Genomic DNA, 14,764 nt, shown 5'->3' with positions numbered 1-14,764 from the left:
CCGGCTACGGCTTCCAGCGCTGATCGAGCATGGTGAGCGAGCCGCTGCCGGGGTCGGCGGTGAACCGGAAGACGAGCCGGTTCCCGTCCGCCACCACCGCGCTCTCCAGCTTGTCGAGGAACGTCTGGACGTCGATCGGCTTGTTGACGTTCGTGTCGTAGAAGGGCGTGTTCACGCTGATCCGCGCCGTATCGGCGAGCCGGACCGGGTGCTTGGGCCCGATCGTGTGCCACACCGGCGCGTCCGGGTTCGCACAGGTCCAGCGGCCCTCCTGGGCGGTCAGCAGGAAGATGTCCTTGCTGATGGTGTGGCCGTACAGCTGCACGTCGATGTCGTTCCAGTCGCCCTGGCAGGCCTGGTCCTGGGTCTCGGCGGACTCCGTGGGCGTTGCGGAAGAGGGTGGCGGGGCGGCGGTGGCGGGTGCCTGGGAGGCGGACGTCGGTGCCGGGGCGGGCTCTGCGCTGCTCCCGTCCGGCTGACAGGCGGTGGCCGTCGTCAGGACGGCGGCGGTGAGGGCGCCGAGGGCCAGGAGCCTGCGACGGTCGGCGGCGGCCGGCGTGCGCATGCGGTCCCCCGGTTGATATGGACATGATCGTCGGTCCTGTGGCCGCAGCCTGAGCCCGGAATCCCCGCCTCCCCCTGAGCCGCACGCAACTGTTACCGATCAAGGACAATGACGCAGACTGGAACCCATGACCATTCACGAGAACCTCCTCGGGGGCCCGCCCCCGACCCACCTCCCCGACGACCCGGAGCCGCGGGAGCTGCTCGCGAACGGCACCGCGCCCGCCGATGTCGCCGCCAAGTACCCCACCTCCTCGCTCGCCTGGGCCCGGCTGGCCGACGAGGCGTTCGAGCGGGGCGCGGTCGTCGAGTCGTACGCCTACGCCCGTACGGGCTACCACCGCGGCCTGGACGCCCTGCGCCGGAGCGGCTGGAAGGGGCACGGCCCGGTGCCGTGGGAGCACGAGCCCAACCGTGGCTTCCTGCGCGCCCTGCACGCCCTCGCCCGCGCCGCACAGGCGATCGGCGAGCAGGAGGAGTACGAGCGCTGCAGCCAGTTCCTGAAGGACTCCTCGCCGACGGCGGCCCAGACGCTGGGCTGAGTGTCGTACCCGGTGTGGCCCGTCTGGCGGCAGGCGGGCCTTGCCGTGACCGGCGTGATTACGGAGGATGCCGGTGGGGACCGGGGCCCCCGTGCCGGCATCGGCAGGGGCGGACCGCTACCCGGAGTACAACAGGAGACAGCGATGTCCCAACAGGCTCACCCCCTTTCCGAGGCCGCTGAGCCCGAGACCCCGCATCTCGACTTCGCGGGCACGACGCCGTACGAGGACTACGTCAGGGCGGACGTGCTCACCCACCTCCAGCACACCCTCTCCGACGACCCCGGAGAGATGGTCTTCCTGGTCACGACCCAGGTCATGGAGCTGTGGTTCACCGTCATCGTCCACGAGTGGGAGACCGCCGCGCGGGCCCTGCGATCCGACGACGTGCAGGTCGCGATCGACGCGCTGAAGCGGTCGGTCCGTGAGCTGGAGGCGCTGAACGCCTCCTGGCAGCCGCTCGGGCAGCTCACGCCGGCCCAGTTCAACTCGTACCGCTCCGCGCTCGGCGAGGGCTCCGGCTTCCAGTCGGCGATGTACCGCCGCATGGAGTTCCTGCTCGGCGAGAAGTCCGCGTCCATGCTGGTCCCGCACCGGGGCGCCCCGCGCGTCCACGCCGAACTGGAGAAGGCCCTGCACGAGCCGAGCCTGTACGACGAGGTCGTACGGCTGCTCGCGCGCCGCGGGTACGCGATTCCGGAGGAGGTGCTGGGACGTGATGTCTCGCGGCGCCACGAACCCTCGGACGCGGTGGAGGCGGCCTGGACGGCGGTCTACTCCGGCGACCAGAACGCCGAACTCGCCCGGCTCGGCGAGGCGTTGACCGACGTCGCTGAGCTCGTCTGGCGCTGGCGCAACGACCATCTGGTCGCCACCCGCCGCGCGATGGGCGCCAAGCCCGGCACCGGCGGCTCCGCCGGGGTGGCCTGGCTGGAGAAGCGCGCGCAGAAGAACGTGTTCCCGGAGCTGTGGACGGCGAGGTCCCATGTCTGAGCTGCTGCTGCGCGCCGAGAAGCTGGACGCCGCCGACGAACTGGCGCCGGTGCGCTCCCGGTTCGTGCTCGACGACGTGGTGTACCTGGACGGCAACTCGCTCGGCGCGCTCCCCGCGAACGTCCCCGGCCGGGTGGCCGACGTGGTCCGCCGAGAGTGGGGCGAGCTGCGCATCCGCTCCTGGGAGGAGAGCGGCTGGTGGACGGCGCCCGAGCGGATCGGCGACCGGATCGCTCCGCTGGTCGGTGCGGCGCCGGGGCAGATCGTGGTGGGTGATTCGACAAGTGTCAACGTGTTCAAGGCACTTGTGGGTGCGGTGCGGCTCGCGGGTGGGGGCCGGGATGAGATCCTGGTGGACGCGACGACCTTCCCCACGGACGGCTATATCGCCGAGTCGGCGGCCCGGATGACGGGATGCGTGCTGCGTCCGGTGACGCCGGCCGAGGTGGCGGACGCGCTGAGCGACCGTACGGCGGCCGTCCTGCTCAACCACGCCGACTACCGCACCGGCCGGCTCCACGACCTGCCGTCGCTCACGGCGGCGGTGCGGGCGGCGGGCGCGGTGTCGGTGTGGGACCTGTGCCATACGGCGGGCGCACTGCCGGTGGGGCTGGACGAGCACGGGGTCGACCTGGCGGTGGGCTGCACGTACAAGTACCTGAACGGAGGCCCGGGTTCACCGGCGTACCTGTACGTCCGCCGTGAGCTGCAGGACCGCTTCGATTCGCCGCTGCCGGGCTGGAACTCGCACGCGGAGCCGTTCGGGATGCGGTCCTCGTACGAACCGGCGGCGGGCGCGTTGCGCGGCCGGGTCGGCACCCCGGACATCCTCTCCATGCTCGCCCTGGAGGCGGCGCTGGAGGTCTGGGAGGGCGTGACGGTGACGGCGGTCCGCGCCAAGTCCCTCGCCCTGACGGACTTCTTCCTGGAGTGCGTCAGGGCGTACGTCCCGGAGGGCCTCGTCGAGTCCCTGACGCCGGAGGCGCACGAGGAGCGCGGCAGCCAGATCGCCCTGCGCTGCTCCCCCACTCTCGGCTTCGCTAGAGCGGGAGGTGCCCCCATCGCCGGCGACGTGATGAAGCGGCTGATCGAGCGGGGGGTGGTGGGGGACTTCCGCCACCCGGACGTACTGAGGTTCGGCTTCACCCCGCTGTATGTGGGCTTCGGGGACGCGGAGAGGGCGGCCAGGGTGCTCGGGGAGGTTCTGTAACTTCCGTCCGCCTGCGGGGTGGGTTCCGCTGAGAGCGGCGCCCACCCCTCGCCCCCACGCAGGGTCACGCACCCACACCGTCAAGTCACCCCACCCCCACGCACAAACACCCACGTCACGGTCCTGGTACCGTCACCGCCAGCTCACCCGGGTCCGCCGAACCCCGTTACGCCGCTGAGAGGTTGGAGCATGCCGGACGACGCCGCCGCAGCCAGGGCCGCCGCCGAAGAGGAGTCCGCCTTCTCGCACCCGCCCGTCGCCCCCGACGTCACCGCCACGTACGGGGACCACCCGGACCAGGTGATCGACTTCTACACCCCGCGCACCGAAGAACCCGCACCGGCGTCCACCCCGGCCCCTCTGATCGTCGTCCTGCACGGCGGCGCCTGGCGGGCCCCGTACGACCGCCACCACATCACCCCGTTCGCCGACTACCTGGCCCGCCGGGGCTTCGCCGTGGCCAACGTCGAGTACCGCCGCGGCGCCGCCCTCCCGTCCCAGGGCGGCGACGGCCCGGTCGCGGGCCGCTGGCCGGACACCTTCGACGACGTGGCCGCCGCACTGGACGCCCTGCCCGCACTCGTCCGCGAAGCACTACCGCAGGCCGACGCCCGCCGCACGGTGATCACCGGCCACTCGGCGGGCGGCCACCTCGCACTGTGGGCCGCGTCCCGGCACGTCCTCCCCGCCGACGCCCCGTGGCGCACCGCCGCCCCCGCCGCCCTGCGAGGCGTGGTCGCGCTCGCCCCGATCGCCGACTTCGCCGTCGCGGAGAAGCTGGACGTGTGCGGCAACGCGGCACTCCAACTCCTCGGAGGCCAGGCCCAGTTCGCGGACCGGCAGCCGTATGCCGACCCCGCCCTGCTCCTCCCGACCGGCATCGCGACGACCTTGGTCCAGGGCCGTAGCGACATCGTCGTCCCGCAGGCCGTCGCCGAGGCGTACGCGGAGGCGGCGGCGAAGGCCGGCGAGGTGGTGGGGCTGACGCTCCTCGAGGACGTCGGCCACTTCCCGCTGATCGACCCGGTTGCGGACGCGTGCGCGGTGGTGGCGGAGGAGATCGCGCAGCTGGCCTGGTGAGCGCGGTGATGTCCGGCCGGCGGCCGTAGTACTTGAGACGGACCCCGAATGACCCGCCTCACAGGTGACGACCGCGCCCCTGCCCGCCGCCTACCGTCTTGAACGTGACCGAGGAGACGACCCACACGCAGAGCACGTTCGAGGTGTACAAACGGCGCAGCCCCGAGGTCCGGGCGGTGGCGGGGGCCCTGCGCGGGCTGCGGCAGGACCTGTTCCACGACGCCTTCGCCTACCGCCCGCTGCCCCGTATGAGCGTCGACGGCCCCGTCACGCGCCGGCTGCGCGGCCGTAAGCGGGAATGGGCGGCCTGGACCCCGCACGCGGCGGTGGTCGCGGGCGGGGCGGTCGCGCTGCTCGCCGGGATGGCCAGCAGCAGCAACGACGGCAAGGGCCTCCTGAGCGGCCTTCTCGCCCTGGCCCCGGTCCTGCTGACGCTGGTCCGTCCGGTCGGAGCCTTCTGGCTGTCGCTGCTGGGGACCACGTTGATCGTGCCGTTCAGCTCGCCCTGGAACGACTGGCCGTGGCTGCCCGGCAACTTCGTCTCCCACCTGCTGGTGCTCACGGTGGTGGCGATCCGCACCCGTCCGCGTACGGCGGCCTGGATGTGGCTGGTGACGGCCGGCTACGGCTTCCTGGCCGACGCCCTCGTCGGCGGCTTCGCCAGCGACAACGCCCCCATGCTGTTCCTCTCCGCCCTGGTCCTGCTCGTCGTCACCGTCGGCCACATACGCCGCGACGCCCAGCAGGAGGTGACCGCCCAGCAGACGGTGACCGCGCACGAGCGCTCGCGCCGCACCCTGCTGGAGGAGCGCACCACCATCGCGCGTGAATTGCACGACGTGGTCGCCCACCACATGTCGGTGGTCGCCATCCAGGCGGAGGCCGCGCCCTACCGGGTGGAGAACCCGCCGCCGGAGCTGGCGAAGGCCTTCGCGACGATCCGGGAGAACGCGGTGGCGGCGCTGACGGAGCTGCGTCGGGTGCTGGGTGTCGTACGGGCCGAGGACTACGAGGCTCCGGACGCCCCGCAGCCCACGCTGGCCGACCTGGACAGGCTGCTCGACAACGTGCGGGAGGCGGGACCGGCGGTCGAGAAGGTGGTGACGGGCGCGGTGCGGGAACTCCCCCAGGGGGTGGAACTGTCGGCGTACCGGATCGTCCAGGAGGCGCTGAGCAACGCGCTGCGGCATGCGCCGGGCGCGAGCGCGCGGGTGGAGATCGGGTACGTGCTGGGCGGGCTGGGCCTGCGCATCGTCAACGGCCCGCCGCCCGCGCCGGCCCTGATCAAGCCGTCGCCGGGTGCCGGGCACGGGATAACCGGGATGCGGGAGCGGGTCTCCATGCTGAACGGTGAGATGACGGCCGGGCGGATCGACGGCGGGGCGTACGAGGGCGGGTACGAGGTGGCGGTGTTCCTGCCCGTCGCCGTGGTGAGCGAGGGGAGCGAGGGCCGGGCATGACGATCCGGGTACTGATCGCGGACGACCAGATGATGGTGCGCGAGGGCTTCTCGGTGCTGCTGGGCGCGATGCCGGACATCGAGGTGGTGGGCGAGGCGGTCGACGGGCGCGAGGCGGTGGACCGGGCTCGCGAGCTGTCCCCCGACGTCGTGCTGATGGACATCCGCATGCCCGAGCTGAACGGCATCGAGGCGACGCGGGAGATCGTGGCGGCGGACGGTGCGGCGAAGGTGCTGGTGCTGACGACGTTCGACCTGGACGAGTACGTGTACCAGGCGCTGCGCGCGGGGGCGTCGGGTTTCCTGCTGAAGGACGCGTCGGCGCGGCAACTGGCGGACGGGGTGCGGGTCGTGGCATCGGGCGAAGCCCTTCTGGCCCCCTCGGTGACGAGACGCCTGATCACGGAGTTCTCGAAGCTCGCGGACACGCCGCGGCTGATGCCGACGGCCCATGCGGCGTACGGCGACCTGACGGAGCGGGAGACGGAGGTCCTGATCCTCATCGCCCAGGGCCTGTCCAACGCGGAGATCGCGGAGCGCCTGGTGGTGGCGGAGTCGACGATCAAGACCCACGTGAGCCGGATCCTGGTCAAGCTGGGCTTGCGGGACCGGACCCAGGCGGCGGTGTTCGCCTACGAGGCGCGGTTGGTCACGCCGGGGTGAGAGGTGAGGGCGGCAATCTCTGCAAGGCGTCGCCCTGACCGCCGCTCGAAGGGCCCGTTTCGGGCCGGGTCCGGTGGCATGAATGCGCCGATCGGTTAGCGTCCGGTCATGGCTGATGTTCCTGACCTCTCCTTCGACCCCTGGGACCCCGGGTTCCTCGACGACCCTTATCCGGCCTACGCCGAGCTGCGCGAGCGCGGGCGGGTACTTCACTACGCGCCCACCGGGCAGTGGCTCGTTCCGCATCACGCCGATGTCTCCGCCCTGCTGCGTGATCGGCGGCTCGGGCGCACCTATCAGCATCGGTTCTCGCACGAGGACTTCGGGCGTACCGCTCCGCCCGCCGAGCACGAACCCTTCCACACGCTGAACGATCACGGCATGCTCGATCTGGAGCCGCCGGACCACACCCGGATTCGGCGGTTGGTCTCGAAGGCGTTCACGCCCCGGACCGTGGAGCGGCTCAAGCCGTACGTCCACGCGCTCGCGCAGGAACTGGTCGGGCGGCTCGTCGAGGCCGGGGGCGGGGATCTGCTGGCCGATGTCGCCGAGCCGTTGCCCGTTGCCGTGATCGCCGAGATGCTGGGGATTCCTGAGGCTGATCGGGGCCTGCTGCGGCCCTGGTCGGCCGACATCTGCGGGATGTACGAGTTGAACCCCGGGGAGGACACCGCCGCCAAAGCCGTGCGCGCCTCCGTCGAGTTCTCCGACTATCTGCGGGAGTTGATCGCCGAACGGCGCAAGGCTCCCGGGGAGGACCTGATCTCCGGGCTCATCGCCGCGTACGACGAAGGGGACCGGCTCAGCGAGCAGGAGATGATCTCCACCGCCGTGCTGCTGCTCAACGCCGGGCACGAGGCCACGGTCAACGCCACCGTCAACGGGTGGTGGGCCCTGTTCCGCAATCCCGAGCAGTTGGCCTTGCTACGTGCCGATCGTTCCCTGGTGCCCACGGCCGTCGAGGAGTTGATGCGGTACGACACCCCGCTCCAGCTGTTCGAGCGGTGGGTGCTGGACGAGATCGAGATCGACGGGGTCGTCATTCCGCGCGGTGCGGAGGTCGCCATGCTCTTCGGCTCCGCCAACCACGACCCGGAGGTCTTCCGGGAGCCCGGGCGGCTGGACCTGTCCCGCGAGGACAACCCCCACATCTCGTTCAGCGCCGGCATCCACTACTGCATCGGCGCCCCCCTCGCCCGTATCGAACTGGCCGCCTCCATGACCGCCCTGCTGGAGGAGGCCCCCACCCTGACCCTGGCCGCGGAGCCGGAACGGAAGCCGAACTTCGTGATCAGGGGGTTGAAGGGGCTGTCCGTGGAAGTGGGGTGATCACCCCTTCGGATGATCATTGGACGACTTCGGGCGATGCGCGCGTGCGGTTCGCCACGCTGGTGCCTGCCTGTGAAGGGAGGCACCATGACGGTTATGACAGAGAGCGCCTCGCAGACATCCCAGATGTCGGTGGAAGACTTTGAGAGGATCGCTGAATTCGCGGCCAAAGAGACCGACGACGCCGTCAGGTTCGAGTTCATCAACGGACGGATCGGGGTCAAGAAAGTGCCTGACGGCGATCACAACACCATCGTGCTGTGGCTGATGCGGCGGTGCATGCAGACGAGGCCCGACCTGGATCTCTACCAGGGACAGGGGCTCAGGGTGGAGAAGTATCGGGAGGGGCGCGCCCGTCCCGACGCCGTGCTCGTGCCCGAGGAGCACTTCGCCGGTCACGGGGAGTGGGCTGACCCGAGCGGTGCGCTTCTGGTCCTCGAGGTGACCTCGTACGATTCGGATACCGACCGGCGCGACCGCAAGGAGAAGCCCATGGCGTACGGCGCGGCCGGTATTCCGTTCTATCTGTTGGTCGACCGTGACGACTGCACGATCACCCTCTACGGAGACCCTGACTCGAGCGTCGGATATCACGACATCCGCAAGGAGCCCTTCGGCGCCAAGCTCCATATCCCCGAACCAGTGGGCATCGAACTCGACACGGAGAAGCTGAAGCAGTTCGTCGATTGATCGTCAAGAGATCATGTCCCGCCTCCGCAGCCCCGCCAGTCCGGCCGCCACGAGTGCCGCCGCCAGGGCCGTGAGGATCAGTACCGGAGGCCATGACATGTCGCCGCCCGGCATCTTCGGCAGGTGGCCGAAGGGGGAGATGTCCAGGAGGGTTCGGGGGAGGTTCAGCGCCGGGCCGATCCAGCCGATCAGAAGGACCGCGCCCGCCACTCCCCAGGACGCCATCGCCGCTCGCGGCAGCAGGCCGTAGAGGAGTACGGCCACTCCACCGATCACCCAGATCGCCGGTACCTGGATCAGGCAGGCGCCGAGGATCGGGCCCACCTGCTTGCCGTAGCCCACCGCGAAGCCCAGGCCCGTCAGCAGCATGAGCAGTGCCGCACCGCCGAAGGCGATCAGCAGGTGGCCTGTCGCCCAGCGCAGGCGGCCCACCGCCGCCGCCAGGAGAGGTTCCGCTCGGGACGACGTTTCCTCGCCGTTCAGACGGAGGGTGGATGCCACCACGTACAGGGCCGCGATCAGGCCCATCAGGCCCACCATCGATGCCAGGAACGCGTCCGTCAGGGCTGCGTGGCCTCCCAGCCGTTCGAACATCTCCCTGGCCTGCTTGTTGTCGCCGACCAGGTCTGCCGCGCCGTCCGTCAGGCCGCCGTAGATCACCCCCGCCAGGAAGAAGCCGATCGACCAGCCCACGACGCTGCCCCGCTGGAGGCGCCAGGCCAGGGCTCCGGCGGATGCCAGCTTTCCGGTGGCCGGGCCGGGGCGGGTGGGCAGGAAGCTCATGCCGATGTCCCGGCGGCCGGCCAGCGTGTACGCGGCTGCCGCCTGTGCTGCCACCGCCGCGACGAACAGGAGCAGGACCCACCAGCGGTCGTCCGCGAAGGAGCGGGTGTTCTCCAGCCAGCCCAGGGGGGACAGCCAGGTCACCGCCGAAGAGCCGTCTGTTGTCGCCGAGTCGCCTGCCGCCCGTAGCACGAAGGCTGCGCCCAGAACCGCGGCCGTGAGGCCTCGTGCCAGGCGTGCGCTCTCGGTGAGTTGGGAGACGATGGCCGCCATCGTGGCGAAGACCATGCCCACCCCGAAGAGGGCCAGCGCGAAGGACAGGGCCCCTGCGGTTCCGTAGCTCGACAGGCCCGCCGTGACCAGCAGGGCCAGGGCCGCGTTCGCCACCGTCGCCGCCAGGAGGCCTGCCGTCAGGGGGGCCCGGCGGCCCACCATGCCGGACGACACCAGTTCCTGGCGGCCGCTCTCCTCCTCGTCCCGGGTGTGGCGCACGACCACCAGCAGGCTCGTCACGGCCGCCAGTGCGCCGGCGTAGATCCCGATACGCCATGCCGTCAGCGCGCCCAGTGACGTGTCGAAGACCGGGCCCACCAGGGCGCGCAGCGAGGCGTTGGTGCTCATCTGGTGTGCCAGGTCGGCCCGTTCGGCCGCGGTGCCGTAGAGGGTCTTCAGCGAGTTCGGCATGGAGAGGACCATCAGCGTGTTCACCGCCACCCAGACCGGGATCAGCACCCGGTCCCGGCGCAGGGCGAAGCGCAACAGGGTGCCGGTCCCCGCCAGTTGGCGGGTGCCGCCGGAGCGTGCGGCGAAGGTCGTGGCCGTCATCGCGCGTCCACCTCGTCCTGGTAGTGGCGCAGGAACAGCTCTTCCAGGGTGGGCGGCGTCGAGGTGAGGGACCGTACCCCCGAGTCGCTCAACTGCCGTAGCACGGCGTCGAGTTTGTCGGTGTCCACCTGGAGGTGGACACGGTGGCCCTGTACGTCGAGGTCGTGGACACCGGGGAGGCGGGCCAAGCCGTTGGGCGGTCCCGCGAGTTCGGCCTTGACGGTGGTGCGGGTCAGGTGACGCAGGTCCGCCAGGGAGCCGCTCTCCACCGTGCGGCCCTTGCGGATGATGCTCACCCGGTCGCACAGCTCCTCCACCTCGCTGAGGATGTGCGAGGAGAGGAGGATCGTCCGGCCCCGGTCGCGTTCCTCCTCCACGCAGCGCTGGAAGACCTCCTCCATGAGCGGGTCCAGACCCGAGGTCGGCTCGTCCAGGATGAGGAGGTCGACGTCGGAGGCGAAGGCGGCCACCAGGGCGACCTTCTGGCGGTTGCCCTTGGAGTAGGTGCGGCCCTTTTTCGTGGGGTCCAGTTCGAAGCGTTCGATCAGGTCCGCGCGGCGCTGTGCGTCGAGTCCGCCCGCCCGTCGCCCACCACCACCCTGCCTGACGCGCTTCGCGCGGCCCCCTTGACGGAGACGGCCGTAGAGGTCTATGACCTCGCCGCCCGAGAGGTTGCGCCACAGCGTGACGTCGCCCGGGACGTAGGCGATGCGGCGGTGGACCTCCACCGCGTCCGCCCACGGGTCGCGGCCGAGGATCTGCGCGCCGCCGGCGTCCGCGCGCAGCAGGCCGAGCAGGACCCGGATGGTGGTGGACTTCCCGGCGCCGTTGGGGCCGAGGAAGCCGTGGACCTCGCCGGTCTCCACCTCCAGGTCGAGGCCGTCCAGGGCGTGCGTGCTGCCGAACGACTTGTGCAGTCCGGAGACGGTGATTGCCTTCGTCATGCTTCGGAACGTACGCTAATTTCAGAAATTTGTGAAGTTAAGGAAGCGTATGAACTCCCGGCTAAGGTGGTGGGATGACGGAAACAGCGAGGCGTGACCCGGAAGCGGTCTCGAAGTTCGTGGAAGGATTCGCGGCGCAGCTCGTCGAGGCCGGGATGCAGCGCATGCCCGCGCGCGTGTTCGCGGCCCTGCTGTCCTCCGATTCAGGCTCCCTGACCTCCGCCGAACTCGGGGACCTGCTCCAGGTCAGCCCGGCCGCCGTCTCCGGCGCCGTGCGCTACCTCGCCCAGCAGCACATGGTCGCGCGCGAGCGTGAACCCGGTTCGCGCCGCGAGCGCTACCGGGTCCACAGCAACCAGTGGTACGAGGCCCTCACCAGCCGTGAAGCCGTCATCAAGCGCTGGGAGCACGCGCTGCGCGAGGGCGTGGACAGCCTCGGCGAGGCCACCCCCGCGGGCCGGCGCCTTGCCGAGACGCTGGCGTTCTTCGAGTTCCTCGACGGCGAGATCGCCATGATGATGGACCGCTGGCGAGCCCACCGCGACCGGGTCTTCGGAGGGGGAGTGGAGTCCTAGGCGTATTGATCACACCAGGCCCCCGACGAAGAAGACGAGGCCTGCCGGCTCACCCCGCCACCGGCACCGTGAGCCCCCAGGCTCCCTCCACCACCCGCCAGGTCCGCCTCCGCACCGGTCCCGCCACCGTCGCGTCCGCGCGGTAGCGGAAGTCCGGGCCCGTCACGGTCACCGTCTGGCCGGTCGCTCGGAGCGGTATGGCCTCCGTGCCGTTCGGCAGGGGGTGGATCTCGATCTCGGCCAGGCCGGCGGAGCCCGGTGTCACCGAGACGCCCTCCACCGGGCGGTCCAGGCCGACGACCGTCTCCCCGTCGACCTCCACCCGCAGCCGGGCCGCGACCGGCGCGGGCGCGGCCGGCGCCGGCCGGGGACCCAGGGTGCGGACCAGGGACTTGTACGTCGTGCGCAGCCACGGACGTCCCGGCGGGGAAACCATGGGTTCCGCGGCCGTCGCCTCATGTGCCGCGAGCGGGGGGATCCGCAGCGCGCCGAGCACCACGCCGTCGCTGTCGTCGACCAGCAGGTCCATCCGGCGCTCGACCCCGTCGAGGACCGCCCGCGCCGCCGCGACCGCCCCCGTCGGCACGCCCAGGGCCTCCGCCAGCGCCAGCACACCCCCGACCGGCACCACCGACAGCGCACATCCGGCCAGCTCCCGCCGCCGGTGCAGCAGGGACACCGCACGGACCAGCGCCCGGTCGTCGCCCACCACCACGGGGCGCCGCGAGCCGCGTCGCTCCAGTGCGCGGGCGAATTCCTCGGGCCCGTCCGGCAGGCAGACCTTCGTCGTCGCACCCGCGCTGAGCACGTCTTTCGCGATTCGAACGGACTCGCCGTCCGTCCGCCGGGCGACCGGGTCGATGATCACCAGCAGCTGATCGGACATCGCGAAAGTCGCCACCTCGGTCCTGCCTCGCTTCCTCGGGTAGCATCTTTGTGCAAGAGCCCCTTGCGCTATTGCGCCAGGGGCTTCGTCTATTCCGGGGCATCCGGTCCGACGGTTGTGCGGCCAACGACGGTCGCGGTGGTGCGCGGCGGTGAACCCTACGCGTACGCCCCTGACCTTGGACATGCCCCGCCCGGAAGGGGTGTACGCGCGTGCCCGCACTTGTGCTGCTCGGTGCTCAGTGGGGTGACGAGGGCAAGGGGAAGGCCACCGACCTGCTCGGCGGCTCGGTGGACTATGTCGTCCGTTACCAGGGCGGCAACAACGCCGGCCACACGGTGGTCGTCGGTGACCAGAAGTATGCACTCCACCTGCTCCCTTCCGGAATCCTCTCTCCCGGTTGTACGCCGGTCATCGGCAACGGCGTTGTCGTCGACCCGTCGGTCCTGCTCTCCGAGCTGAGCGGTCTGAACGAGCGAGGCGTCGACACGTCCAAGCTCCTGATCAGCGGTAACGCGCACGTGATCACGCCGTACAACGTCACCGTCGACAAGGTCACGGAACGCTTCCTCGGAAAGCGGAAGATCGGCACGACCGGGCGCGGCATCGGCCCCACCTACGCCGACAAGATCAACCGCGTCGGCATCCGGGTCCAGGACCTGTACGACGAGTCGATCCTCACCCAGAAGGTCGAGGCGGCCCTCGACGTCAAGAACCAGATCCTCACCAAGCTGTACAACCGGCGCGCGATCGCCGTGGACCAGGTGGTCGAGGAGCTGCTGGGCTACGCCGAGCAGATCAAGCCGTACGTCGCCGACACGGTGCTGGTGCTCAACCAGGCCCTGGAGGAGAACAAGGTCGTCCTGTTCGAGGGCGGCCAGGGCACGCTGCTCGACATCGACCACGGCACGTATCCGTTCGTCACCTCGTCGAACCCCACCGCGGGCGGTGCCTGCACCGGCGCCGGCGTGGGTCCGACGAAGATCAGCCGGGTCATCGGCATCCTGAAGGCGTACACGACCCGCGTCGGCGCCGGTCCCTTCCCGACCGAGCTGTTCGACGAGGACGGCGAGGCGCTGCGCCGGATCGGCGGCGAGCGGGGCGTGACCACGGGCCGTGACCGGCGCTGCGGCTGGTTCGACGCCGTGATCGCCCGCTACGCGACCCGCGTCAACGGCCTCACGGACTTCTTCCTCACCAAGCTCGACGTCCTCACCGGCTGGGAGCAGATCCCCGTCTGCGTGGCGTACGAGATCGACGGCAAGCGCGTTGAGGAGCTGCCGTACTCGCAGAGTGACTTCCACCACGCGAAGCCGGTCTACGAGAACCTGCCGGGCTGGTCCGAGGACATCACCAAGGCGAAGTCCTTCTCCGACCTGCCGAAGAACGCCCAGAGCTACGTCAAGGCGCTGGAGGAGATGTCCGGCGCCCCGATCTCCGCGATCGGCGTGGGACCGGGCCGCGACGAGACGATCGAGATCAACTCGTTCCTGTAGACCCCGGTGCCGTGACACGCCCTCAGCCGGTCTTCGTCGGCTGGGGGCGTGCGTCGTCGCAGGAACCGTCAGCTGAAGACGATCATCGAGCCCTGGGCCAGCGACCGGGTCGCCGCCGCGTGCAGGCCCAGCCAGACGTGGCGTTCCCGGGCGAAGGGGCTGGGGTCGTAGGGCGGCGGGAGCGCCGGTTCCTCGAGCTCCGTGGGGGCCTGTGGGGGCGCGGGGGCCGCCGGGGGGTTGGCGGGGTCGATGCCGATCGACGGGGCGACCAGTTCCAGCTCCCTCAGCAGCGCGTGCGAGGAGCCCAACGGGCCGCCGCCCTCCAGGAGTTCGTCGTTGGACAGCGGGTGCGGGAAGTCGACCGGAACGTAGGCGCCCGCGTGGTCGTAGTGCCACACCAGGTGCGACTGCTGGGCCGTCGACTCGAACATCTCCAGCAACTGCCCGTAGTCACCCCCCAGTTCGTCCACCGGTGTCACCGGCAGCCCGCACATCTGGAGGAGATAGACGCGACGCAGGAAGTGCAGCGCGTCGTAGTCGAAGCCGGCCACCGGGGCGACCTCGCCGGACAGGCCCGGCATGTACTGGTACACCGGCACCGGTGGGAGCCCGGCCTCGGCGAGCGCCTTGTTGTATTGCGCGAGTTCCTCGGCGAACGGGTTGTCGGGGGTGTGGCACAACACGTCGACGAGCGGTACCAGCCACAGGTCACAGGCCAAAGAGGG

The 14,764-nt window shown here is 70.7% G+C and carries 15 protein-coding genes; 10 read left to right on the top strand and 5 right to left on the bottom strand.

Translation table 11 applies throughout. The features are described 5' to 3' along the window. Positions 1–4: 4 nt before the first annotated feature. Positions 5–565: a hypothetical protein gene (locus tag IEZ19_RS35330; RefSeq protein WP_189315471.1), complete on the bottom strand. Its 561-nt coding sequence runs from the start codon at positions 563–565 to the stop codon at positions 5–7. A 127-nt stretch (positions 566–692) separates the two neighbouring features. Here IEZ19_RS35330 and IEZ19_RS35325 point away from each other — a divergent pair, with 127 nt between their 5' ends. The 8 genes from IEZ19_RS35325 to IEZ19_RS35290 all read left to right on the top strand — a co-directional run bounded on the left by IEZ19_RS35325 (position 693) and on the right by IEZ19_RS35290 (position 8,530). Then, positions 693–1,106 carry a DUF3151 domain-containing protein gene (locus IEZ19_RS35325; protein WP_189315470.1) on the top strand — a complete coding sequence of 138 codons (414 nt, stop codon included), beginning with the start codon at positions 693–695 and terminating at the stop codon, positions 1,104–1,106. A gap of 144 nt (positions 1,107–1,250) precedes the next feature. Beyond that, on the top strand, positions 1,251–2,099 hold the full coding sequence (locus tag IEZ19_RS35320; RefSeq protein WP_189315469.1) for a tryptophan 2,3-dioxygenase family protein: 849 nt from the start codon (positions 1,251–1,253) through the stop codon (positions 2,097–2,099). Continuing rightward, the gene (kynU, locus tag IEZ19_RS35315) at positions 2,092–3,309 is read left to right on the top strand and encodes a kynureninase (protein WP_189315468.1); all 1,218 of its coding nucleotides are present in this window, start codon (positions 2,092–2,094) and stop codon (positions 3,307–3,309) included. The genes IEZ19_RS35320 and kynU overlap by 8 nt, the downstream gene beginning before the upstream one ends. A 189-nt stretch (positions 3,310–3,498) precedes the next feature. Continuing rightward, entirely contained in the window at positions 3,499–4,389 is an 891-nt protein-coding gene (locus IEZ19_RS35310) for an alpha/beta hydrolase (RefSeq protein ID WP_189315467.1), read from the top strand. 104 nt (positions 4,390–4,493) lie between these two features. Continuing rightward, positions 4,494–5,849, top strand: a complete 1,356-nt coding sequence (locus tag IEZ19_RS35305) for a sensor histidine kinase (protein WP_229841204.1) — start codon at positions 4,494–4,496, stop codon at positions 5,847–5,849. Further along, positions 5,846–6,511: a response regulator gene (locus IEZ19_RS35300; protein WP_189315465.1), complete on the top strand. Its 666-nt coding sequence runs from the start codon at positions 5,846–5,848 to the stop codon at positions 6,509–6,511. Before IEZ19_RS35305 ends, IEZ19_RS35300 begins: the two co-directional genes overlap by 4 nt. Before the next feature lie 108 nt (positions 6,512–6,619). Further along, positions 6,620–7,840 carry a cytochrome P450 gene (locus tag IEZ19_RS35295; RefSeq protein WP_189315464.1) on the top strand — a complete coding sequence of 407 codons (1,221 nt, stop codon included), beginning with the start codon at positions 6,620–6,622 and terminating at the stop codon, positions 7,838–7,840. A 96-nt stretch (positions 7,841–7,936) separates the two neighbouring features. Further along, a complete protein-coding gene (locus IEZ19_RS35290) occupies positions 7,937–8,530 on the top strand; it encodes a Uma2 family endonuclease (protein WP_189315463.1) in 594 nt (197 codons plus the stop codon). A 3-nt stretch (positions 8,531–8,533) separates the two neighbouring features. Here IEZ19_RS35290 and IEZ19_RS35285 read toward each other — a convergent pair whose 3' ends face one another. Further along, entirely contained in the window at positions 8,534–10,138 is a 1,605-nt protein-coding gene (locus IEZ19_RS35285; protein WP_189315462.1) for an ABC transporter permease, read from the bottom strand. Next, positions 10,135–11,082, bottom strand: a complete 948-nt coding sequence (locus tag IEZ19_RS35280; RefSeq protein ID WP_189315461.1) for an ABC transporter ATP-binding protein — start codon at positions 11,080–11,082, stop codon at positions 10,135–10,137. The genes IEZ19_RS35285 and IEZ19_RS35280 overlap by 4 nt, the downstream gene beginning before the upstream one ends. Before the next feature lie 74 nt (positions 11,083–11,156). Between IEZ19_RS35280 and IEZ19_RS35275 the strand changes: the two genes are divergently transcribed. After that, positions 11,157–11,657 (top strand): GbsR/MarR family transcriptional regulator, encoded by a 501-nt coding sequence (locus IEZ19_RS35275; protein ID WP_189315460.1) that lies wholly within the window; start codon positions 11,157–11,159, stop codon positions 11,655–11,657. A gap of 49 nt (positions 11,658–11,706) precedes the next feature. On the opposite strand, the gene IEZ19_RS35270 is transcribed toward IEZ19_RS35275, so the two are convergent. Beyond that, positions 11,707–12,543 carry a diacylglycerol kinase family protein gene (locus IEZ19_RS35270; RefSeq protein ID WP_189315459.1) on the bottom strand — a complete coding sequence of 279 codons (837 nt, stop codon included), beginning with the start codon at positions 12,541–12,543 and terminating at the stop codon, positions 11,707–11,709. Positions 12,544–12,755: 212 nt separating this feature from the next. On the opposite strand from IEZ19_RS35270, the gene IEZ19_RS35265 reads away from it, so the two are divergent. Next, on the top strand, positions 12,756–14,039 hold the full coding sequence (locus IEZ19_RS35265) for an adenylosuccinate synthase (RefSeq protein ID WP_189315458.1): 1,284 nt from the start codon (positions 12,756–12,758) through the stop codon (positions 14,037–14,039). A 68-nt stretch (positions 14,040–14,107) separates the two neighbouring features. On the opposite strand, the gene IEZ19_RS35260 is transcribed toward IEZ19_RS35265, so the two are convergent. Then, entirely contained in the window at positions 14,108–14,758 is a 651-nt protein-coding gene (locus IEZ19_RS35260) for a putative DNA-mimic protein (protein WP_189315457.1), read from the bottom strand. Positions 14,759–14,764 lie beyond the last annotated feature (6 nt).

Source organism: Streptomyces brasiliensis, assembly GCF_014647875.1.
GTDB classification, from domain to species: domain Bacteria; phylum Actinomycetota; class Actinomycetes; order Streptomycetales; family Streptomycetaceae; genus Streptomyces; species Streptomyces brasiliensis.
The sequence above is the reverse complement of the archived record's forward strand: the minus strand, read 5'-3'. Positions and strand labels throughout refer to the sequence as shown.